The 20,896-nt window shown below is 45.7% G+C and carries 24 protein-coding genes; 16 read left to right on the top strand and 8 right to left on the bottom strand.

The window, feature by feature from the left end:
• Window positions 1-122: 122 nt before the first annotated feature.
• The 6 genes from BST99_RS14945 to BST99_RS07660 all read left to right on the top strand — a co-directional run bounded on the left by BST99_RS14945 (window position 123) and on the right by BST99_RS07660 (window position 4,957).
• Window positions 123-344, top strand: a complete 222-nt coding sequence (locus BST99_RS14945) for a hypothetical protein (protein ID WP_317046133.1) — start codon at window positions 123-125, stop codon at window positions 342-344.
• Window positions 314-868 (top strand): hypothetical protein, encoded by a 555-nt coding sequence (locus tag BST99_RS07680; protein WP_317046132.1) that lies wholly within the window; start codon window positions 314-316, stop codon window positions 866-868. The genes BST99_RS14945 and BST99_RS07680 overlap by 31 nt, the downstream gene beginning before the upstream one ends.
• Window positions 852-1,643 (top strand): carboxypeptidase-like regulatory domain-containing protein, encoded by a 792-nt coding sequence (locus BST99_RS07675; RefSeq protein ID WP_105001275.1) that lies wholly within the window; start codon window positions 852-854, stop codon window positions 1,641-1,643. The genes BST99_RS07680 and BST99_RS07675 overlap by 17 nt, the downstream gene beginning before the upstream one ends.
• Before the next feature lie 42 nt (window positions 1,644-1,685).
• A complete protein-coding gene (locus tag BST99_RS07670) occupies window positions 1,686-2,222 on the top strand; it encodes a DUF6702 family protein (protein WP_146106239.1) in 537 nt (178 codons plus the stop codon).
• A 59-nt stretch (window positions 2,223-2,281) separates the two neighbouring features.
• Window positions 2,282-4,594 carry a M1 family metallopeptidase gene (locus BST99_RS07665; protein WP_105001273.1) on the top strand — a complete coding sequence of 771 codons (2,313 nt, stop codon included), beginning with the start codon at window positions 2,282-2,284 and terminating at the stop codon, window positions 4,592-4,594.
• Window positions 4,595-4,684: 90 nt separating this feature from the next.
• Window positions 4,685-4,957: a Sec-independent protein translocase subunit TatA/TatB gene (locus BST99_RS07660; protein ID WP_105002466.1), complete on the top strand. Its 273-nt coding sequence runs from the start codon at window positions 4,685-4,687 to the stop codon at window positions 4,955-4,957.
• Here BST99_RS07660 and BST99_RS07655 read toward each other — a convergent pair whose 3' ends face one another.
• Window positions 4,958-5,602, bottom strand: coding sequence for an O-methyltransferase (locus tag BST99_RS07655; protein WP_105001272.1), 645 nt, complete (start codon window positions 5,600-5,602; stop codon window positions 4,958-4,960).
• A gap of 30 nt (window positions 5,603-5,632) precedes the next feature.
• Between BST99_RS07655 and BST99_RS07650 the strand changes: the two genes are divergently transcribed.
• From BST99_RS07650 to BST99_RS14935, 4 genes are all read left to right on the top strand, one after another.
• A complete protein-coding gene (locus BST99_RS07650) occupies window positions 5,633-6,121 on the top strand; it encodes a GNAT family N-acetyltransferase (RefSeq protein WP_105001271.1) in 489 nt (162 codons plus the stop codon).
• A 30-nt stretch (window positions 6,122-6,151) separates the two neighbouring features.
• Window positions 6,152-7,426 carry a kynureninase gene (gene kynU, locus BST99_RS07645; protein WP_105001270.1) on the top strand — a complete coding sequence of 425 codons (1,275 nt, stop codon included), beginning with the start codon at window positions 6,152-6,154 and terminating at the stop codon, window positions 7,424-7,426.
• A gap of 15 nt (window positions 7,427-7,441) precedes the next feature.
• Window positions 7,442-7,957: an MFS transporter gene (locus tag BST99_RS14940; protein WP_317046131.1), complete on the top strand. Its 516-nt coding sequence runs from the start codon at window positions 7,442-7,444 to the stop codon at window positions 7,955-7,957.
• 98 nt (window positions 7,958-8,055) lie between these two features.
• Entirely contained in the window at window positions 8,056-8,589 is a 534-nt protein-coding gene (locus BST99_RS14935; protein WP_317046130.1) for an MFS transporter, read from the top strand.
• A gap of 2 nt (window positions 8,590-8,591) precedes the next feature.
• Here BST99_RS14935 and BST99_RS07635 read toward each other — a convergent pair whose 3' ends face one another.
• The gene (locus BST99_RS07635; protein ID WP_105001269.1) at window positions 8,592-9,275 is read right to left on the bottom strand and encodes a hypothetical protein; all 684 of its coding nucleotides are present in this window, start codon (window positions 9,273-9,275) and stop codon (window positions 8,592-8,594) included.
• Between the two features lie 147 nt (window positions 9,276-9,422).
• Between BST99_RS07635 and BST99_RS07630 the strand changes: the two genes are divergently transcribed.
• The 5 genes from BST99_RS07630 (at window position 9,423) to BST99_RS07610 (ending at window position 13,192) form a co-directional block, all read left to right on the top strand.
• Window positions 9,423-9,998, top strand: coding sequence for an RNA polymerase sigma factor (locus BST99_RS07630; RefSeq protein WP_245916215.1), 576 nt, complete (start codon window positions 9,423-9,425; stop codon window positions 9,996-9,998).
• Window positions 9,998-10,216: a hypothetical protein gene (locus BST99_RS07625; RefSeq protein WP_105001267.1), complete on the top strand. Its 219-nt coding sequence runs from the start codon at window positions 9,998-10,000 to the stop codon at window positions 10,214-10,216. The genes BST99_RS07630 and BST99_RS07625 overlap by 1 nt, the downstream gene beginning before the upstream one ends.
• Window positions 10,217-10,218: 2 nt before the next feature.
• Window positions 10,219-11,067: a mechanosensitive ion channel family protein gene (locus BST99_RS07620; protein WP_105001266.1), complete on the top strand. Its 849-nt coding sequence runs from the start codon at window positions 10,219-10,221 to the stop codon at window positions 11,065-11,067.
• A 48-nt stretch (window positions 11,068-11,115) separates the two neighbouring features.
• Window positions 11,116-11,664 carry a ClpP family protease gene (locus tag BST99_RS07615; protein ID WP_105001265.1) on the top strand — a complete coding sequence of 183 codons (549 nt, stop codon included), beginning with the start codon at window positions 11,116-11,118 and terminating at the stop codon, window positions 11,662-11,664.
• A gap of 172 nt (window positions 11,665-11,836) precedes the next feature.
• Window positions 11,837-13,192, top strand: coding sequence for an FAD-dependent oxidoreductase (locus tag BST99_RS07610; protein ID WP_105001264.1), 1,356 nt, complete (start codon window positions 11,837-11,839; stop codon window positions 13,190-13,192).
• 20 nt (window positions 13,193-13,212) lie between these two features.
• Here BST99_RS07610 and BST99_RS07605 read toward each other — a convergent pair whose 3' ends face one another.
• Both BST99_RS07605 and BST99_RS07600 read right to left on the bottom strand, forming a co-directional pair.
• Complete coding sequence (locus BST99_RS07605) at window positions 13,213-13,992, bottom strand: zinc ribbon domain-containing protein (RefSeq protein WP_105001263.1); 780 nt, start codon at window positions 13,990-13,992, stop codon at window positions 13,213-13,215.
• A 3-nt stretch (window positions 13,993-13,995) separates the two neighbouring features.
• Window positions 13,996-15,090, bottom strand: a complete 1,095-nt coding sequence (locus BST99_RS07600) for a Nif3-like dinuclear metal center hexameric protein (RefSeq protein ID WP_105001262.1) — start codon at window positions 15,088-15,090, stop codon at window positions 13,996-13,998.
• A 49-nt stretch (window positions 15,091-15,139) separates the two neighbouring features.
• Here BST99_RS07600 and lpxK point away from each other — a divergent pair, with 49 nt between their 5' ends.
• Window positions 15,140-16,150 (top strand): tetraacyldisaccharide 4'-kinase, encoded by a 1,011-nt coding sequence (gene lpxK, locus BST99_RS07595; protein WP_105001261.1) that lies wholly within the window; start codon window positions 15,140-15,142, stop codon window positions 16,148-16,150.
• Window position 16,151: 1 nt separating this feature from the next.
• On the opposite strand, the gene BST99_RS07590 is transcribed toward lpxK, so the two are convergent.
• From BST99_RS07590 to BST99_RS07575, 4 genes are read right to left on the bottom strand one after another with little or no spacing between them, the layout of a single operon-like run.
• Window positions 16,152-18,392, bottom strand: coding sequence for a response regulator (locus tag BST99_RS07590; protein WP_245916214.1), 2,241 nt, complete (start codon window positions 18,390-18,392; stop codon window positions 16,152-16,154).
• Window positions 18,389-19,396 carry a type I glyceraldehyde-3-phosphate dehydrogenase gene (gene gap / locus BST99_RS07585; protein ID WP_105001260.1) on the bottom strand — a complete coding sequence of 336 codons (1,008 nt, stop codon included), beginning with the start codon at window positions 19,394-19,396 and terminating at the stop codon, window positions 18,389-18,391. Before gap ends, BST99_RS07590 begins: the two co-directional genes overlap by 4 nt.
• A gap of 6 nt (window positions 19,397-19,402) precedes the next feature.
• The gene (gene lipA, locus BST99_RS07580) at window positions 19,403-20,278 is read right to left on the bottom strand and encodes a lipoyl synthase (RefSeq protein WP_105001259.1); all 876 of its coding nucleotides are present in this window, start codon (window positions 20,276-20,278) and stop codon (window positions 19,403-19,405) included.
• A 46-nt stretch (window positions 20,279-20,324) separates the two neighbouring features.
• Entirely contained in the window at window positions 20,325-20,891 is a 567-nt protein-coding gene (locus tag BST99_RS07575) for an RNA polymerase sigma factor (protein ID WP_245916213.1), read from the bottom strand.
• Between the last annotated feature and the right edge of the window lie 5 nt (window positions 20,892-20,896).

The raw sequence follows: 20,896 nt of genomic DNA, 5'->3' as shown, positions 1-20,896 counted from the left end.
CACCGATGAGTATCGGTTTTATGGGATCTTGAACACTATCGTTTAACAAAAGTTTACCAGCGCGATTTTTTTTTCTACTGCACTAGCCCTTATTTTTATGACACTACTGAGACCAGACTTTTATGAGAAAACTTATACTCTTGATCACCTTGCTTACCAGTACTTTAACGATTGCTCAGGAGGTTGTTCGAACACCGTTGAGAGGGACCGTTTTGTACCGCAGCAGCAATGTGGTGAACGAGAATGTGATCAATGCGACTTCAGAGGAAGCAACCATCACAGACGAAAATGGGGATTTTTTGATTCCCGTAGCGTGGGGGATCGCTTGGTTTTTACGGCCGTGAATTACCAGCTAAAAGTGGTTGTTATCACCGAAGAAATTATCCGTAACAATCGTTTGGTGGTCGAAGTGGTTGAAAAAATTCAGCAATTGGAAGAGGTTGTGGTCAGTCCAGATAACCAGGAGAAGTTTCTGGAGATGCAGAACGAAGACTTTAAAGGCTACGAATACGCGATTGACAGGAGTACTAAAGTCCAGAATATCGCTTTGGATCGCTCCGTCAATGGAATGCAAGACGGCCTCAATTTTGTCAATATTTTCAAAGCTCTTTTTAAATCGAGAAAGAATAAAGGAGAAGAAGCTCCAGATATCAAGGTGAGCGAGGTCCTGCGTCAGGTGTATGAAGACCGATTCTTTGTAGTCGACTTAAAGTTACCCCCTGAACGTATCGACGATTTCTTGCTGTATTGCGATGATAAAATTCCTTCCAATACGCTGTTGCGAAAAGAAAATGAGTTTGAGCTCATCGATTTCTTGGTAACCCACAGCAAGACTTACTTGGAAAACCTCAATGAAGAGAACAAGTAGGTATTTCACCTGTCTATTCCTTTTTACAGGGGTCCTAATCGCTCAAAACCGGGTTAAAACCCTGAGTGGGGAGGTCAGCTGTCCTGATGCGGATTGTTCCGGGATCACGGTATTAAACAAACGGAGTTTACAGGGAACGATTACCGATGTAAGTGGTCGTTTTTCTATTCAGGTCCGCCAGCAGGATACCCTGGTCTTCAGTGCCGTTCAGTACAAAGTCAAGCAAGTGATTGTCGAAGATTACCTCTTCAATTCTTCTTTTGTTCGAATACCCATGGAAGCCTTCGTGAACGAATTGGACGAAGTGGTGGTTCAGCCTTATAATCTGAGCGGAAACCTGGGTTCGGATGCGGCGGCAGTAGAACCGGAAGCACCCCCTAGTGCCAAGAGTTTAGGCTTGCCCAATGCCGGTATTCGCATCATCACACAGGAAGAAAGAAAGATACAAGAAGCCACTACCGGATCGGGTCTTGTGCCCTTAAATCCCATACTCAATGCGATCACTGGAAGAACAAAACGACTCAAACGCAATTTGCAGTTAAGGCAAACCTACGAACGTACCCAAAGAGTTCGGGCATTTTATGCGGACTCCCTCTTTGTCAGGGAATTGAAAATCCCTACCGAAAAGATTGATGATTTTATGTACTATTGCGAGATAGACACCGTTTTTCAGGCCGAGGTCGATCGTCTTGACCGCCTGAGAATCTGGGAATATATGAAGGGAAGAGCTCAGCTTTATTTGGCCAACGCCCAAAGCCCTGAGGATCCGGAGTAAATCTGGCATGACCCTTGCCTTAAAAGTCAAAAAACACCCTACATGATGAAGGAGATTGCACTTATCGGTTTTTTCTTCCTTGGCCTTTTTCCCTCGAATCTTTCTGTTTCGGACTTCGAAGAGGACCTTAGCCATAAGTTTTATGTCAGTGTGACACGGATGGAACATAAAGCCTCGACGGACGAGCTTCAGATCACCACGCGAATTTTTATTGATGATTTAGAAAAACTCTTGGAAGAGCGCTATGGAATTGATGCCGGTCTAGATACAAGCCAAGAAAACCCGTTGGCGAAGGAGTACCTGATCAAGTACCTCAAGGCGAAGATGGTCATCCGAATCAATGGAGAATTAGTCTCCTATGATTATTTGGGAAAGCGCTTTGAATACGATCAGGTGGTCCTCTATATGGAGGTTCCTAAATCCGGTTTAAAAACAGCAAAATCCATAGCGGTGGAATGCGATCTTCTCAACGATTTATTTGAGGAACAAAAGAACATCGTTCACGTGGTTATGCGTGGAAAAAAGAAGAGCTATGTCCTGATCCGAGGAAATAATAAAGGAATGTTAAACTTCCCGTAAATAGGGAGGTTTCAGGACAAAAAACAATAATTTAACCCAATAATTCATCAACTAAAATTATGAAGAGGATTACTTATCTTTTTAGTGCGGTGTTTATGCTTTTCGCGACTGGCCTTGTGGCTCAGGAAGCTGAAGAAAAAGAAGAGCGCAAACCCGGACATGTCAACCAAAGCCGATTTAAACAACTGTATGAGGAGTTCAGCACTCCAAATACCTACCGATCTGCTTCAGGTGCGCCAGGACCTGATTACTACCAACAGCAGGCGGACTACAAAATGAACATCCGATTGGATGATGAAAATGCCCGCATTTACGGGGAAGAAACAATTACCTATTTCAACAATTCACCAGACGACCTGGAGTTCCTTTGGGTTCAATTGGATCAAAACGTACGTGCAAAGGATTCCAAGTCTCCCTTGCGCAACGGGAACGGGGTGAGCTTTGCGTACACCGCGGGTAACTTCGCTCAGACCTATGTAACGGAGCCATTTGATGGTGGATTCAACATTGATTACGTCAAAGACGCTAAAGGCAGCTCCTTGTCGTACACCATTAACCAAACCATGATGCGTATCAACATTCCTCAACCATTGAAGAGTGGAGAGAATGTTTCTTTTAGCATCAAGTGGTGGTACAACATTCCTGACCACACGGTAAACCGTGCCCGTTCAGGATTCGAGTACTTCCCTGCTGATGGGAATCGCGCCTATGTCATCGCTCAATTCTTCCCAAGAATGGCGGTATACAGCGATGTAGAAGGATGGCAGAACCACCAGTTCTGGGGAAGTGGAGAGTTTGCTCTTCCATTCGGTAACTACGAAGTAGATATCACGGTTCCTTCAGATCACGTTTTGGACGCAACAGGGGTTCTTCAAAACCGAAAAGAAGTTTTTAGTCGTGAAATGATGAAGCGCTACAACCAGGCGAAGAAGACCTATGACAAGCCTGTTTTGATCGTTAATCAAGCCGAGGCTGAAGCAGCAGAAAAGAACAAGTCCACAAAAACAAAGACGTGGAAGTTTGTTGCGAACAACGTTCGTGACTTTGGTTTCGCGAGTTCCAGAAAGTTTATCTGGGACATGATGGCGGTTAAAATTGGCAACCGCGACGTGATGGCTGTTTCTATGTACCCGAAAGAAGGTAACCCGCTATGGGAGGATTACTCAACGGTTGCTGTTGCCAGCACTTTGAAGTCTTATTCTGATCATACTTTCGACTACCCTTACCACAAGGCGATCTCTGTACACGCCAAGAATCAAGGGATGGAGTACCCTATGATCTGCTGGAATTACGGACGTCCAAATCCTGATGGTACCTACTCTGACCGAGTGAAGTACGGAATGATCAGTGTGATTATTCACGAAGTGGGTCACAACTTCTTTCCTATGATCGTGAACTCTGATGAGCGCCAGTGGGGATGGATGGATGAAGGATTAGATACCTTCATGCAGTACATCGCTGAGCAAGAATTTGGGGAGGCTTATCCTGAGATTATTGCACCTAATGAGAAGTACCCTTCTCGTCGTGGTGAGCCGGCTAAGATTGTGCCTTATATGTCAGGAGACCAAGACTACATCGCACCGATCATGTCTAACCCTGAAAACGTTTACAGTCTAGGGCCAAATGCATACGGAAAGCCTGCAACAGCCTTGAACATTCTTCGTGAGACAGTTATGGGCCGCGAATTGTTTGATCACGCTTTCAAAACCTACTCTCAACGCTGGAAGTTCAAGCATCCGACTCCGGAAGATTTCTTCCGCACCATGGAGGATGCTTCTGCCGTTGATTTGGATTGGTTCTGGAGAGGATGGTTCTATACTACGGATTACGTCGATATCGGGGTAAAAGGAGTGAAGAAATACTACGTCTCTAGCGAGCCAAACGCTCAGATGAAGGAGTACATGGAAGCACGTAACCTGACCTTGAACGACCTTCCTCCATTGGTATTCTTGGCTGAAGAAGGTAGCGAAGACTTCAATGAATCTCTTAAAGGCAAGTCTCCAACAGAAGCTTCTGCTAACTTGAAGGAGTTTATGATGGACAATATGACGGCTGAAGAGCGTGCTCAGGTTAAAGAGCCAAAGTATTTCTACGAAATCACTTTTGATAAGCCGGGAGGAATTCCAATGCCGCTTATCGTTGAGTTGACCTATGCTGACGGAACTTCTGAGATCAAGCGTTTCCCTCCAGAGATTTGGAGAAAGAACGATGCAGAAGTACGCAGAGTAGTTGCTTCTCAGAAAGAACTCGTTGGAATCGTTGTCGATCCAAAACTGGAAACAGCAGATATCGATACCACCAACAACTCTTGGCCAAAAGAAGAGAAAGAGTCTGATTTTGACAAGTTCAAAGAAGGTGTAAAAGGAAAGTAATCTCCTTTTTCAATACAAAACAAAAGGACCTCTTCACGGAGGTCCTTTTTTGTTTTAGGCAGAGCCGGTTTCTATTTGTATTTTTACTTTATGGTATCATTATTCATCAGCGGAGCTGAGATCTTTTTTGTCCTTTTTATCGTGGTCCTGGTTTTCGGTTCCGATAAACTACCAGAGGTGGCCCGGGGTATGGGCAAAGGGATGAGACAACTGCGTGATGCTACGGATGACATCAAGAGAGAAATCACCAAAAGTGCTGAACAACACGGCATTGATACCGAATTGACTGACGGTATCCAAAAAGAAATTAACGAGGTTAAAAAGAACGTGGAAGAGGTCACCGGGACCATCAAAAGAAGCTAGTCAGCCCACGACTCTACTCAAACTTAATCCATCCCTTACCGGAAGTATGATCGATTCGACCCGAGGATCATCTTTAAGCATTTTGTTGTAGCGTTGCAAAGCCTTGGTCGCTTTGTCCACTTCGGGTACCTCTTCAGCCACTTTACCGGACCAGAGAATATTATCAGAAAGAATGATAGAACCCTGTTTTAAGAGGGGAAGTACTGCCGTATAGTAATCAGGGTATTCCACCTTTTTGGCATCGATAAAAACCAAGTCAAAGGAAGGCTCTAAAGCCGGTAGAACTTCCAAAGCCGATCCCACATGTTGTACAATGGAACTTCGGTAGTAACTGCGCTCAAAATACTTGTTTTGAATGGGCTGCAGTTCTTCATTGATCTCGATGGTGTGCAATTCCCCTTGAGGGGCGAGTCCTTCGGCGAGGCATAAAGCGGAGTAGCCCGTATAGGTTCCAATTTCCAGAATACGTTTTGGGCGAAATAGTTTAGAGAGAATACTCAACAACCGGCCTTGGTAATGCCCGGTGAGCATACGGGGTTGAACCACTTTGATGTGGGTTTCGCGTCTTAGTTCCTGAAGCAAGACCGGTTCGTCTTCTGCCAGATCCGTGATGTACTGTTCGAGTGCCGGAGAAAGAAAATGCATGATAGTCGCAAAATTACTATAATTGGGGGCATGAGAACAGCGCTAAACGATGTCAAAATTCGCCGGGCAAAAAAAGAAGACCTGCCCGTTCTTCTGGAATTTGAACAGGGAATTATCCGAGATGAACGTCCCTTTGATCCGACGATCGCACCAGATCCTATTCATTACTATCCTTTGGATGAGTTGATTTATAGTCAAGATGCCTGTGTTTTAGTGGCGGAGGTGAATGAACAGTTAGTGGCTTCAGGGATGGCCCGAAGATGGAAGTCTAGGGCGTATTTGGATCATAGTGAACACGGTTTTTTGGGATTTATGTACACCCGTCCTTCGCACCGTGGTCAGGGAATCAATAAATTGTTGGTAGACGAACTTGTACAATGGTGTCGCAGTCAACAATTATTCGAAGTTCGCTTAACCGTATACTCCGGAAACCAATCGGCCGTAAGGGCTTATGAGAAGGCGGGATTCACTTCCCATATCATCGAGATGCGACTGCCTCGTAATGAAAGCGAGAAGTAGTTGTATTTTTGCAGAAACCAATTTGCTGCAATGGAATACTCCTTGGACTATGCGCGTAAGTTGGATCAGCAGGATCCTCTGAAATCGTACCGCGATCAATTTCTTTTTCCCCAACACCAAGGCCAGAATGTGGTCTATTTTACTGGGAACTCACTCGGCTTGCAACCCAAAAGAAGTGCGGCTTATATACAGGAGGTCATGGATGATTGGTCTCGGCACGCTGTAGAGGGCCATTTTTATGCTGATAAGCCCTGGTGGGATTATCACGAGCGGTTGGCAGAACCTTTGGCCAAAGTCGTTGGTGCGAAACCTGAGGAGGTGACTGTCATGAATACCCTGACGGTCAATCTGCATCTGTTGTTGGTTTCCTTTTACCGTCCTGAAGGAAAGAGAACCAAAATCTTGTGTGAAGAAAAGGCCTTTCCATCGGATCAGTACATGTTACAAAGCCAGTTGCGCTGGCATGGCCTTAAACCCGAAGATCACCTGATTGAGGTGAAGAAAAGGGAAGGGGAACACCATTGGCATACGGAAGATTTTGTGGAGGCCATTGAGGAGCATGCCGATGAATTGGCATTGGTCTTTATTGGAGGACTCAATTATTACAATGGGCAGGTATTTGATATGAAAACCATCACAGCGGCGGGCCACAAGGCAGGTGCCTTTGTGGGTTGGGATTTAGCCCATGCTGCGGGGAATGTGGAATTGTCTCTTCACGACTGGGGCGCAGACTTTGCGGCCTGGTGTAGCTATAAATACATGAACAGCGGTCCGGGTAACGCCTCAGGAGCCTTTGTGCATCAGCGCCATTTGAACAAAAAAGACATCCCGCGATTAGAAGGTTGGTGGGGGACCAAAAAGGAGACCCGATTTATGATGACTCCTGAGTTTGATCCGATTCCGACCGCCGATGCCTGGCAGTTAAGTAACCCTCCGGTACTGAGTGTGGCACCTTATCTCGCTTCCTTGGCGATGTTCGATGAAGTGGGGATGCCTAAACTGATTGCAAAACAAAAGTCGCTGGTGGCCTTCTTGGAGTTTGTGTTGAAGACCGTTGATGAAAAGGTGGAGAGTCGTTTTGAGATCATTACCCCTAAGGAAGCTCGAGGCTCGCAGCTATCCGTCTTTTTGCACGGGGAAGGGCGTTCTCTTTTTGATTACTTGATGAAGAATGGAGTGATCGTGGATTGGCGTGAACCGAATGTTATTCGATTGGCTCCGGCCCCCTTTTACAACTCTCATGAAGATATCTTTCGTTTCTCCGAAATACTCTACGCTGGAATTCAGCAACAGGTTTTAATTTAGCCGGCAATCGAGCTTATGAAGTCTCTCGCTCTAATTCTTGGGAATGTCCGCTACTTTGCTCCGTCCTGGGTATTTGTAAGCTTAAATGTGTGGTTTGGTACCTGGGCCATCTATATTCCCTATGTACAGGATAAGTTGGGGATTGACAAGGCCGAGCTCGGTGTAGCGATCTTCTGTTTGTCTCTCGGAGTATTTACTGTCTTTCCTTTTGCGTCCAGAATCATCAATCGCATTGGTGTTGGACGCAGTACAGAAATTGGGGTTTACCTCTGTAGCGTGTTTGCACTATTTCCACTTATTGCGCCGGGCTATTGGAGCTTGTGTATTTCGCTATTCTTACTGGGATTGGGAAATGGCTTCACGGATATCGCCATGAATACCCTGGTTTCTGAAATTGAAATCAAAGACAAAAAACACATTATGTCAGCAGCCCATGGTTTTTTTAGCCTTGGAGGCGTACTGGTGGGTTTGGGGAGTTTTTTGGTGCCAAAATCGATAACCCACCTTTGCATATGGGGATCTCGGTTGTGATTGTGTTGGTCATTAATCTTTTTCTCTTTAAACACTACCGCCAGATCAAGGCTCCACCAATTGAAAAAAAAGGGTGGGACTGGAACCTTCTTAAACCTTTGTTTCTACTTTCACTAATCGCCTTTGTGGCCATGGGAAGTGAAGGGGCTATTATCGATTGGAGTAGTCTTTACCTCAAGGAGGTCACCCTGGCCCGAGCCGGCCTAATTGGAAGTGGTTTTTTGGCTTTTTCTGTCGCCATGACCTTAGGTCGTTTCCTGGGAGATGGAATTAGTCAAAGAATGGGATCCTATCGCCTGCTGGCTTTGGGTGCGGTCATTGCCATCCTTGGTTTTGCCTTGGTTTTGTCTGGGGTAACCTTGTGGGCTTTGATAGGTTTTGCACTTACCGGACTGGGTTACTCCGTGATGGTACCCGAACTATTTAGAATAGGCGGAAAGGTGCCCGGTGTGGATTCTGCTCAGGGCATTTCTTTTATTGCGGGATCAGGGTATACTGGATTTATGCTTGGACCTGTACTACTTGGCTTTATCGCAGAGTTCTATTCATTAAATGCTACTTTTGCCACCCTTTTAGGTATCACAGCGCTTATTCTCCTGCTTAGCTTACGCATGCAGGCAACCAAAAAGTAGTTCTACTCCGTTGTGACCTCGAGGTCCGCTACAAATAGACGATTACCATTGGGGTAGTTGTGGTTGGTCACCAACTTTAGGCCTCCTTTGTCCTGGTAGTCTTCCCAAGTGCTGACCAGGCTGACCTCTTCTTGATTTCCTCTTCTAAAGGCCCATTCCCTGATGATGAATTCCTTATCGTAGAAGATGTCATAGGCGTCTCCCGGGGTATATCCTCCCTCTGACTTGTATACAATGGTTAGGCAGTTCAAAGTGTCTGCAGAAATGGGCGCCAATTGCTTCTCTTTATTTTCGTAGGTATAGCCTTCCTTGTCCCATATTAAATTGAAGGGGAGTAGGAGCCAATAGCGATCGTTGATAAAACCGCGATCGTATCGCATATTTATGGAGTCCAAGGCTACTTTTCGGTCGTACCTAACTTGTACGGTATCCATTTGCATTTCCACCATATTGGTTTTGGGTTCCCAGACCCAGCTGCGTTTAAAAGTGCGGTTTCCACCCTCGAAATTGAAAGAAAAACTCAACTTTTCAACCGATTTCCAGTTGTCATAACCGTGGGCGAGAGCGATTTGTTCTGGTACGGTTTGGGGTTCTACCGGTTCTGCGGGTTCCTCTGCTTTAGGCTTACATTGAGCAAAAAGAAAAAGCAGCAGAGTGGCGGTAAAAAACGAGGTAGAAGACTTCATAAGGTTGATAGCTTTATTGATAAGTAAAAATACGGCTTTTCAAGCGACTGCTCGTCGGTTGTATCTTCACGCAAGCAACTGCTAGCAACCATTAAAGTGACTTTTTTAAAGAAACTGTTTCTCATTTTGGTAAACGGAGGTAAAGCCTTGCCAGAGAGAAACGACCCAACCGCAAAATGGACAGACGAAGAGTTGGTTGCGCGAATCGTAGAGAAGCGCGATACTGATCTGTTCGGCAAATTGTACGATCGCTTTGCAAAGCGGGTGTACAACAAATGTTATGGGTTCGCCCGATCGGAGGCAGAAGCAGAGGATTTGACCCAGGATGTCTTTTTGATGCTGTTCATCAAATTACCGTCTTTTCAGGGAAAATCGAAGTTTTCGACCTGGCTTTATTCCTTCACTTACAATTTCTGTGTCAACTACGTCAACCGCAATAAAAGTCGAAAGATGAGCGACAAATCGGTACAAGTCGATACCGAGGAGTATCGAATGACAGAAGAAGTTCCGGATGAGCAACTGCTGGAACTCAAAGCACAAAAACTGGGGGAAGCCATGGAGCAGTTGAGTCCCGAAAACAAATCCCTCCTGCTTTTAAAGTATCAGGATGGGGCTTCTATCAAGGAGTTAACCGACTTACTTGAAATCGGTGAAAGCGCAGTCAAAATGAGACTGAAAAGAGCAAAAGCCAAATTAGTTGAACAATATAATTTGCTTGCATAATGGCAGAAGAGAATCGAAATCCTTTTGAAGAGCTTGACGCCCGCTTGCGTGAAGTTCCACCGGGTATGCGCAAAAAAGTGATGCACGACGTTGCTGTTGCCAAATTAATTTTGGAAATGGCCTACCTGATCACCGCCAATTTTGGATCGCTTTTCTCGGGTCTATTCAGGACAGGAGAACCAGACTTTAATCAAAATTCAACAAACCAAAGTAGATAAGAATGGAAACAATTGATAAATGGAAGGAGCTGACCTTTACCACCCTGGGGTCCTTGTTTGATCAAATGGCCTCCGGTCTCAATGGAATCGTAGCGGCTCTCTTTATCCTGATCATCGGATGGATCTTGACCAAAGTCGTGCTTTGGCTCCTCGTGCGAGTACTCAAGGCGGCCAAGGCGGATACTTTGTCTGAGCGACTTAACGAAGCTCGAATCTTTGGAGATACTGACCTAAAGATTGATTTAAAAAAGGTGGCGCTAAGCTTTGCGAAGGCATTGATGTGGCTGATCCTCATCGTGGCTATTGCCGATGTACTTCAGCTCAACGTCATCTCGGAGGAGATCGCCAAGCTGCTGCAATATCTTCCTGTACTGATTACGGCCCTCTTTTTATTTGTAGGAGGAATGTACCTCGCTCAACAACTCCGTAAAGGTCTCGTCCGGGTTTTTGAAACCATGGGAATTGGTGGGGGCAAGCTCATCGGAGGCGTGGTCTTTGGTCTGGTAACGGTGATGGTAACCGTTACGGCTATGAACCACGCAGGTATTGACACCAGCTTGATCACCAGTAATTTTAATTTGATCATTGGCGCCTTTTTGGCGGCCATCGCACTGGGTTTTGGTTTGGGGTCCAGGGAGGTCTTTCAGGACCTGCTCCGTACCTTCTACATTCGCAAGAATTATATGGTCGGAGACGAGATTCAGGTTGGTAAATGGAGCGGAACTGTAGAGGCCATTGACAACATCAGTTTGACCTTAATGACCGATAAAGGGCGAGTGGTTTTACCGATCCGGAAGATCGCTGACAAAGAGGTTATCGTAAAAAGGACATCAGAAGACGAAAACAGCTAGTTGAATGCCACATTATTTCTGTAATTTTATCAGGCAATAATAGTTCGTATGGATACAGAAAAAGGGAAAGTGCAAGAAGCCATCAATAAGCAGTTTTTAAATGACCGTAAGGTTTTTCTGTGGGGTATGGTCGATGATAAGTCCGCGAAGCATGTGGTAGACCGTTTGCTTTATTTGGACGCACAGAATCATGAAGAGATACAATTGATCATCAACAGTCCAGGAGGGTACGTAACCTCGGGCTTTTCGATTTACGATACCATTTTACAAATTAAGAGCCCGGTTTCTACGGTTTGTTCTGGTTTGGCTGCTTCTATGGGGTCAATCTTGCTCTCTGTCGGGGCAAAGGGACGTCGTTTTATTCAACCTCACGCACGGGTGATGATTCACCAACCGAGTGGAGGGGCCCAGGGCCAAGCTTCGAATATTGAAATTCAGGCGAGAGAGATCATCAAGACCAAAGAGATTGGAGCCCGAATTTTAGCAGAAAACTGCGGGCAGTCTTTTGATAAAGTCATGAAGGATTTTGACCGTGATTACTGGATGGATGCCGACGAATCACTGGCCTATGGGATCGTGGATCAAGTGATCAAATAAGTACTGTTTATAGAATAGTAAAAGTCCTCCAGAGGAATCAATCTTCTGGAGGACTTTTGGTATATAGACGCCTAATGCGGGATTTTCACTCAAAGAAGTGCACATACTGTGCCAAATTGAACTCCCCCTGAATTTAGTAGATTTGTAATCTTACCAATTTAAAAGAGTCTCTATGTCCCAAAACCCACGGGATATTGCCATTATCGGTTCCGGATTAGTCGGTTCCTTGTTGGCCATTTACCTCAGAAGGCGAGGTCATCAGGTTACGGTTTTTGACCGTCGTCCTGATATTCGAACGGTTGAGTTTTCGGGGCGTTCCATCAACTTAGCCATGAGTACTCGTGGCTGGAAAGCACTTGCTGGAGTGGATTTGGAAGAAGAGGTCAAGAAAATAGCGATTCCGCTTTACAGAAGAGCCATGCATTCGGCTGATGGGGAATTGACCTACCAGGATTACGGCAAGCAAGGAGAAGCAATCTGGTCTATCTCTCGTGGTATCCTGAACCGGAAGATGATCGACTTTGCAGAAGAAGCAGGGGCGGAGTTTCGCTTTAACGAAAAGGTCTGGGATGTTGAGCTGCCAGAAGCCAAAATATACACAGGGGAATCCGAAAAAAGCCACTGGCAAGAGTATCAATTTGATCATGTCTTTGGATGCGATGGGGCTTTTTCAAGAGTTCGTCACCGCATGCAGAGAAGGAGCCGTTTCAATTATTCCCAGGAGTTTATTGATTTAGGCTATAAAGAGCTCACCATCCCGGCTGCTGAGGACGGAAGCCATGTTTTGGATAAGCACTCCTTTCACATTTGGCCCCGAGGGCAGTTTATGTTGATCGCGATGCCCAATATCGATGGCAGTTTTACTTGTACCTTGTTCATGCCTTTTGAAGGCCCGGTTTCTTTTGAGAAGATCACGACCAAACAGGAGGCCATGGACTTCTTTAAGAAGTATTTTCCCCAGGTTCAAAAAGAAATAGAAAACCTCACCCAGAATTTCTTTGAAAACCCAACCAGTGCCATGGTCACCATGAAGTGTTTTCCATGGACCTATTGGGATAAGGTCGCTCTTGTCGGAGATTCGGCCCATGCCGTGGTTCCCTTTTTCGGACAGGGCATGAACGCGGGCTTCGAGGACATTGATGTTTTAGACGCTCTCCTTAATCGTTATCCAGACAATTGGGAAAGAGTCTTTAAGGAATACGAAAAGTCCCGTAAACCCAATGCAGATGCCATCGCGGAGCTCAGCTTTCGCAACTTCAAAGAGATGAGTACCAAGACGGCGGATCCTTTGTTTTTACTCCAGAAAAAGATTGAAAGAAAGTTTGCTAATGCTCATCCCGAACGCTGGGTGCCTGCCTACAGTCGGGTAACCTTTTCGAATAATTCCTATTCGGAAGCCTTGGAGGAGGGTGATCGCCAGGAGGGGATCATGAAGCAGATTATGACCCTGCCCGATATTGAGGAGAAATGGGACAGCGATGAGGTAGAACAAAAAATCCTGTCGCTACTCGAACAACAGGATTCCTAAATATCATTAAAAACCTTCTCTTACAACTTAGAGAAAAGGGTTTCCATTTTTTGTTGCTCTTCTTCAGCGAGAGTAGGATCAACCAAAATGCGACCACTGTGCTCATCGGTGATGATCTTTTTGCGCGAAGCAATCTCCACCTGGATCTGAGGAGGAATGGTAAAGAAACTTCCTCCGGAAGCACCGCGCTCAATGGGAACAACAGCCAATCCGTTCTTCACGTTGTGGCGGATTCTCTTGTAGGCTTGAACCAAGCGGTCTTCGATTTTGTTTTCGAATTCAGCTGATTTCTTAAGCAATTCCTGCTCTTCCTTTTCGGTTTCTGCAAGAATAGCATCCAACTCAGACTTCTTGTGTTTCAAGTGGCTTTCTCTTTCCGAAAGTTTTTCTTTGGTGGTCGAAATCACCTCTTTCTTCTGTTCGATCTGAACCTTGAATTCCTTGATGTTTTTTTCCGCCAATTGAATTTCCAATTCCTGGAATTCCACTTCCTTACTCAATGAGTTGAATTCGCGACTGTTGCGCACATTCTTTTGCTGCTCACTGTATTTTTTGATCAAGGCTTTTGACTCGTCGATCATGTTTTTCTTGGCCGAGATTTCGAAGTTGACATTCTCGACATCACTTTTCAGTTTATCAAGGCGTGTCTTCAATCCAAGAACCTCGTCTTCCAAGTCTTCTACCTCTAGAGGTAATTCTCCGCGAACGTTGCGGATTTCATCCACTCGGGAGTCAATAAGTTGTAAATCGTAAAGAGCTCGAAGTTTTTCTTCTACCGTGGTCTCCTTCGTTTTGGCCATACGTCAGAAATAATTGATGGGATTCGTTATGCTTTCCGCTAAGGTGACCGCAAAACTACTGATTTTTTTGCTAAGATATTCGCAGATCAAATTTTTTGTAAACTGCTCAGACTCATAATGTCCTATATCGACCAAAAGCAGTTGGTTTTCGGCTTCAAAAAAATTGTGGTATTTCAGGTCAGCCGTCAAAAAAGCGTCGGCTCCAGCACGGCGAGCAGCGTTAATAGCAAAGGCCCCGCTGCCTCCTAATACCGCTACTTTTTTAATGCTTGTTAGGCCCGGATTGGAGTGGCGTAAAACCGGGGTTCCAAATTGGGTCTTAATCAGCTTGAGGAAGGCTGGGATTTCTATGGCTTCTGAAAATTCGCCCAGCATACCCATACCGATGTCTTGGTGCTCATTGGCCAGGGGTACCCACTCATGCGCCACTTCTTCATAGGGATGGTTTTTCAGTAAGGCACGATGGACTTTGTGTTGATTGGACTTTTCAACTAATACCTGTAATTGCAGTTCTTCCACCTTTTCTAATTCCCCCTTAACGCCCTGATGGGGATTGGCCTCCTGGCTGGGTTTGTATTGGCCTTGACCCCGCATACTGAAGCTGCAGTCACTGTAGTTGCCCACGCTCCCCGCTCCAGCCTCAAACAGTCCTTGTTTTAGAGCCTCGGCATGTTCTTTGGGTACATAGGTAATTAACTTGAGTAGTTCATTGGATTTTGGTAGTAGTATTTGACGCTTATCGAGGCCGAGTTGCTCACAGATGCGGTCGTTAACGCCTTCTCTGTGGTTATCGAGTCGGGTGTGGAGGGCGTAGATAGCGATGCCTTTTTGAATTGCTTTCAGCACAACGCGTTCAACATAAGTCTTTCCTGTGATTTTTTTGAGGCCCTTAAAAATGATGGGGTGGAAGCAGACAATCAGGTTGCAGCCTTTTTTCTCCGCTTCCTCCACTACGTTTTCCAGACAATCCAGGCTAACCAGTATACCCGTGACCTCACTTTGGGGGTCGCCGACCAAAAGACCGGTGTTGTCAAACTCTTCTGACCAATGACTGGGGGCCCAGTCTTCCAAAAGCCGGTGCACATCTGCAACCTTCATAGGCTTATTTCTTAGTGATTGGAGTCACGAATTTATTTATTTTCGCCCAATGCAATTGTTCCGCTATTTGCTTTGGCCTTTTTCTCTGGTGTATGCTACAGTGGTGCACTGCCGCAACCTTTGCTATGACTGGGGAATCTTCCGGTCGCAATCTTTTGAGACTCCTACCTTGTGTGTCGGGAATCTCAGTGTTGGTGGAACGGGCAAAACACCTATGATCGAATACATGATTCGGCTTTTGGAACCCCACCGTAATCTCGCTGTACTCAGCAGGGGGTATCGCCGAAAGAGCAAAGGGTACCTTTTGGGTCAATCCGACTCAACTGTACAAGATTTAGGGGATGAACCTTACCAGGTCTTCAAGAAGTTTCCTCAGGTAAAAGTGGCTGTTGATGCGGATCGCATTCGAGGGATTCAAAACTTGAAAGCCGATTGTTCTCCTGAGCTCATCCTCTTAGATGACGCCTTTCAACACCGAAGTGTTCTGCCGACTCATTCCTTAGTCCTCACTCAATTTACCAATTTATATCCCCGTGATTTTTACCTGCCCATGGGCCGTTTACGGGACGCTAGAAATCAAATTAAGCGGGCCGAAGGCATCTTTGTAACCAAGTGTCCAGCTGATCTCAGCGAGGAGAAGGCCTTAGAGATTGAGAAGGAATTGGGATTATCTTCACACCAACAACTCTTTTTTAGTACCCTGTGTTACGATACCGATTTACAGGGAGGGGAGGAGCCCTTGCCTTTGTCTAAAATGAAAGACACTCCCTTTGCTTTGGTCACCGGAATTGCGAACCCCTCTCCGCTTCTGGAGCATATGGATCGAATGGGTTTAAATTATGAGCATTTTCGCTTTGCTGATCACCATTACTTTACCGAGAACGATCTTTTCCGATTTCACAACTTCGAGTACATCCTGTGCACAGAAAAAGACTTTACACGCCTAGAAGGAAGAGTGCAGCGTTTGTATTATTTAAAAGTGCGCCACGAGCTGCTATTCGATGGAAAAGAGCGCTTGAAAAAGACCCTATTTAATTGGTACGGAATCGTAGAGGACTAACTCACCTCTTTTTGAGGTGCTTCCTTTTTGAAGACATTTTCCCCAATTTTCTGGTAGAAACTTCCGGTTTGAAAGGCTTGGTCACCACTGCATTACAACCAGCGGCATAGAAGGCATCTACGCTGTCATCCATAGAGATCGCCGTCAACGCGATGATTGGAACATTGGTATTGAACTTGCGGATTTGACGAGTGGCTTCATCTCCACTGATTCCTGGCATATGGATGTCCATCAGAATGGCATCGTAGTGCTTTGATTTTGCTGCATCGATGGCCTCGTTACCGTTATTGGCAATATCGCAAGTCATCTCTTTTTTGGTCAGCATTTTCTTCGTGATGACCTGGTTGATTTTGTTGTCTTCCACGATCAAAACGTGAAGGCCGGTGAAGTCGAATTCGTCTTCGGCCTGTTCACTAGCTTCTTCCTCGGTGATGGCGTTTTCTTCACAGTTTACCTTCAGGTCAAAGTAGAAAGAACTACCCACACCCAGCTCACTTTCGAGCTCAATACGGCTTCCAAAGAGACCCAATAAACTCTTGACAATGGTCAACCCCAGTCCAGTACCCCCGTATTCTCGGTTGATTTGGACAGAGCCTTGTTCGAAGCTCTCAAAAATCGTCTGCTGTTGTTCTTCCGAAATTCCGATTCCTGAATCGCTCACTTCAAAATAGAGCATGACGTGCTCTTTGCCTTTTTTCTTGAGTTGAGCGATGACCTCGACTTTACCGTCTCTGGTGAATTTTAATGCATTCCCAACCAGGTTCATGAAGATCTGCGACAACTTTAAAGGGTCACCCAGTAGATTTAAAGGAATATTGGGGTCGTACTCCAAACTAACGGTGGTATTGGTGTCTTTGGCCGAGGATTGTAGAGAATCGATCACATCGGTCAATACCTTTTTCAACTTGAACTCGATATTCAGGGGTTCCAGCTTATCGGCGTCAATCTTGTTGATCTGAAGAATATCATTGATGAAGTTCAAGAGGTAGTCCCCAGAGAATTTCAAAGACTTCAGGTGCTCTTTTTGGTGGTCCGAAGGATTCTCTTCCAACAAGAGGTGAGTCAGACCGGTTACTGCATAGAGCGGTGTTCTCAATTCGTGGGTTACTGTTGACAAGAAATTGGCCTTGGCCTTCATGGCAGAGATCGCTGAATCCCTTGCCGTCTCTAGTTCCTTGTTCTTGGTGTGAAGTAGATCATTGGTCTTGAGTTTGATCTGGTTGTTTCGGTAAAGAGAAACAGCCAAAAGCGAGATGATGGTTAAGAAGGCGGAAGTTAAGATCGCTGTGATCTCCGAACGACTGGCTGATTGATTCAGCTTGGCGTTTTCTTCTTCCAAGAACCTCATCTCTTTCGCCTGGTCTTGCAGGGTTATACGTTCTGCCGACTTAATAGCCGCCTGCTTTTCTTTTTCAGCGTTTTCCTTGCTTTGGGTTAAATCGAGCAGGGCTTGACTGTTGCTCAATGCAGATTTGTAGGAGCCGGCTAGGCTATAGGAATTTTTTAAAATCTCGTAGGCCTGTATTTCTTCCATTGGATAGCCCTTACTCTTGGCTATCTGTAAGGCGTTTTGCCCGGCTTCGATACTTTCCGGAATCTTGCCTTTGTCGACCATAAGGCGCGCTAACCACAAATTCGCTTTCGTAGCGAGGTAGGTGCGTTCGATCGGATCGGAATTGATTAAAAGCGCGTTGAGTTGGGTTTCCGCCTCGTCGTACTTCATCCGGTGATAAAGAACTTCGGCATTGGCCAAGGTGATGTGGTTGAGCAGGTTTCGCTCATTGCTCATTCCCTTCACTTTTTCCAAGAATTCAGCGGCCTGGTAGTAATTCTTTTGGTAAAGGGATCTTCGAGCCGATAAGAAAGCCTGGTAGGCGCTTCCGTAGCGGTAATCTTGGGTGCCTAAACGAATACGGGCAGACTGTATGTAAAAATCCGCTGAATCCAAGTCGCCATTTTCTAGATGAAAACGAGCGAAAAGGTGGTAGGTATCGATTAATTCACGAAGATCTTCTTGTTTTTCGGAAGCCATTGCGGCGTGTTCCAAAGACTCAAAGGCCTCTTTGCCCTTGTTCTGATGCTGTTGTACAAGGGCTCTTCGGTGAAGAGAATCGATAGAAATTTGCTTGTAATCAATCTTTTTCAGATCCTGTGCTTGGGCCGGAATCAGCAGGCACAAAAGGAGCAGGGCGGGTAAGAGCCGCCGTAATTGATTCGTAATTAAGAGAATAGTATTACTCAAACAAATTTCTTTTCCAACATTAAAGATAACACATCGATGAGTCTTGAGCTGTAACCACTTTCGTTATCATACCAGCCAATGACTTTAACCATCCGTCCAATAACGGAAGTCATCTGTGAATCAAACGTACAGGAATAAGAACTATTGTTTATGTCTGCCGAGACAATGGGATCTTCTGTGTATTCGAGAATTCCTTTAAGAGTACCTTGGGAAGCCTCTTCGAAATGCCGATTCAAAACTTCAATAGAGGTTTCTCGCTTGACATTACAGGTTATGTCGGTCAACGAACCATTGGGAACGGGTACGCGAATACCGCAACCACCGATCACATCACTGAGGTGAGGAAAAATTTGGGTTAAGGCTTTAGCCGCACCTGTAGTAGTAGGAATAATCGACTGAGTGGCTGCTCGAGCTCTTCGTAAATCCCGGTGAGGCTGATCGTGCAGTTGCTGATCAGAGGTATAAGAATGTACCGTGGTAATATAGGCTTGTTCAATTCCGCAGAGGTCATCGATTAGTTGAATCATGGGAGCGGCATTATTGGTGGTACAGGAAGCCAGAGAAATACAATCGTCTTCCCCTGTCCACTCTTGATCATTGACCCCTAATACCAGCATCTTCATGGAGTTATCCGAGGGAGGAACACTTAGAATGACCTTTCGGGCTCCTTGCTTGAGATGCCCTTCAAGCGCTGCTTTGGTTTTGAATTTACCACTGCACTCCACCACGACATCTACTGCTAGTGTAGACCAGGGAATATCTTCAGGGGAAGGGTACTGGGTAATGGGAATTGAGCGCCCACGGAAATGAAGAGCGTTTTCTTTGATCTCCAGGTCTTCGGTCATCCGGCCGTGCAGACTGTCGTATTTGAGTAGATGCCCCAAGGTTTGGGCATCTGATAAATCGTTAATTGCGACAATCTCAATGGGTTCCTCTCTTTGGGCGAGTAGGCGAAAAAATCGCCGGCCGATTCGACCAAACCCATTAATTCCAACACGTAACATAAAGGCTTATTGAATGTGCTTATGAGCCTTGTAGGAGGATCGAACTAGTGGCCCGCTTTCCACATGGCGGAAACCGAGTTCTTTACCTAGTAGTTCGTATTCCTTGAACTCTTCCGGACTGACAAAACGCTGAACCGGTAAATGCTTTTTAGAAGGCTGCAAGTATTGACCCAATGTAACCACATCAACGCCAGCTTCTCTTAAATCTACAAGACTTTGCTTAACTTCTGAAGCTTCTTCTCCGAGACCGAGCATTATACCTGATTTAGTACGGTGAGCACCATTGTCCTTGAGGTAGCGAAGAACCTCCAGGCTGCGGTCGTATTTCGCTTGTATACGCACTTGACGGGTCAGGCGACGTACCGTTTCCATATTGTGAGAGATAACTTCCGGGGCAACCTCGAGAATACGGTCCAAGTGGGTGGTGATCCCTTGAAAATCCGGAATGAGGGTTTCCAGAGTCGTTTCGGGATTCATTCGGCGAATGGCTTGAACTGTTTCAGACCAAATGATGGATCCCATGTCTTTCAGATCATCCCGATCTACCGAAGTGAGAACGGCATGCTTGATCTGCATAATTTTGATGGAGCGGGCCACTTTTTCGGGTTCTTCCCAGTCTACTGCTTCTGGGCGCCCTGTTTTTACACCGCAGAAACCGCAGGAACGGGTACAAACGTTTCCGAGGATCATGAAAGTTGCTGTTCCTTCCCCCCAGCATTCTCCCATATTGGGGCAGCTTCCGGAGGTACAAATGGTGTGAAGGTTGTACTGATCGACCAATCCGCGAAGTTGGGTGTATTTTTTACCGGTCGGTAGTTTTACACGGAGCCACTTGGGCTTTCCCTCTCTCGTTTTTTTTGCCTCAACTGCTAGCTCACTCATCCTGCAAATTATTTTAGTGCAAATATACGAAGCAGGGTTGTTTTCTCTAGTTTTCGGCTTCTAGCCGAATGATTTCGGCCAGTAGTCTTTTGGCACGCAAAAGTTTGACTTTAACGCTGCTCAATGATTCGTTGAGTTGGACTGCAATGTCTTTGTAGGGAAGCTCCTGAAAATATCGCAATTGAATGACCTCTTGGTAGGCCGGTTTGAGCTGCTTAATACAGCCCAAAAGCTTTTTGAGATTCTGTTGTTGGATGATGAGGTCTTCTGCAGTAGGGGTTTCATCCAGGACGCGGTCTGCTTGGGAATTTACGGGGAGTTCAATTTCGTCTAGGAGACGAGACTTTTTCTTGCGAAGCAGGTCGATTTGCAGGTTCTTCGAGATGGCGATAAGCCAGGTTTGGAAAGCGAAATTCGGATCGTACTGCTCCAGTTGATCAAAGGCTTTAGAAAAAGATTGTATAGCAATGTCCTCCGCCTCTGTTTCGTCTTCTGTTCGCTTCAGTTGAAAACCGTAGACAGCTGGCCAGAATTGGTCCAGAAGAGCGCTATATGCTTTTTGATCGCCTTGTTTAGCGGCTTCAATCCACTCTTGGATAGGGGGCGTAGACAAATGAT

The sequence above is a fragment of the Aureicoccus marinus genome (assembly GCF_002954325.1).
Lineage (GTDB): Bacteria > Bacteroidota > Bacteroidia > Flavobacteriales > Flavobacteriaceae > Aureicoccus > Aureicoccus marinus.
The sequence above is the reverse complement of the archived record's forward strand: the minus strand, read 5'-3'. Positions and strand labels throughout refer to the sequence as shown.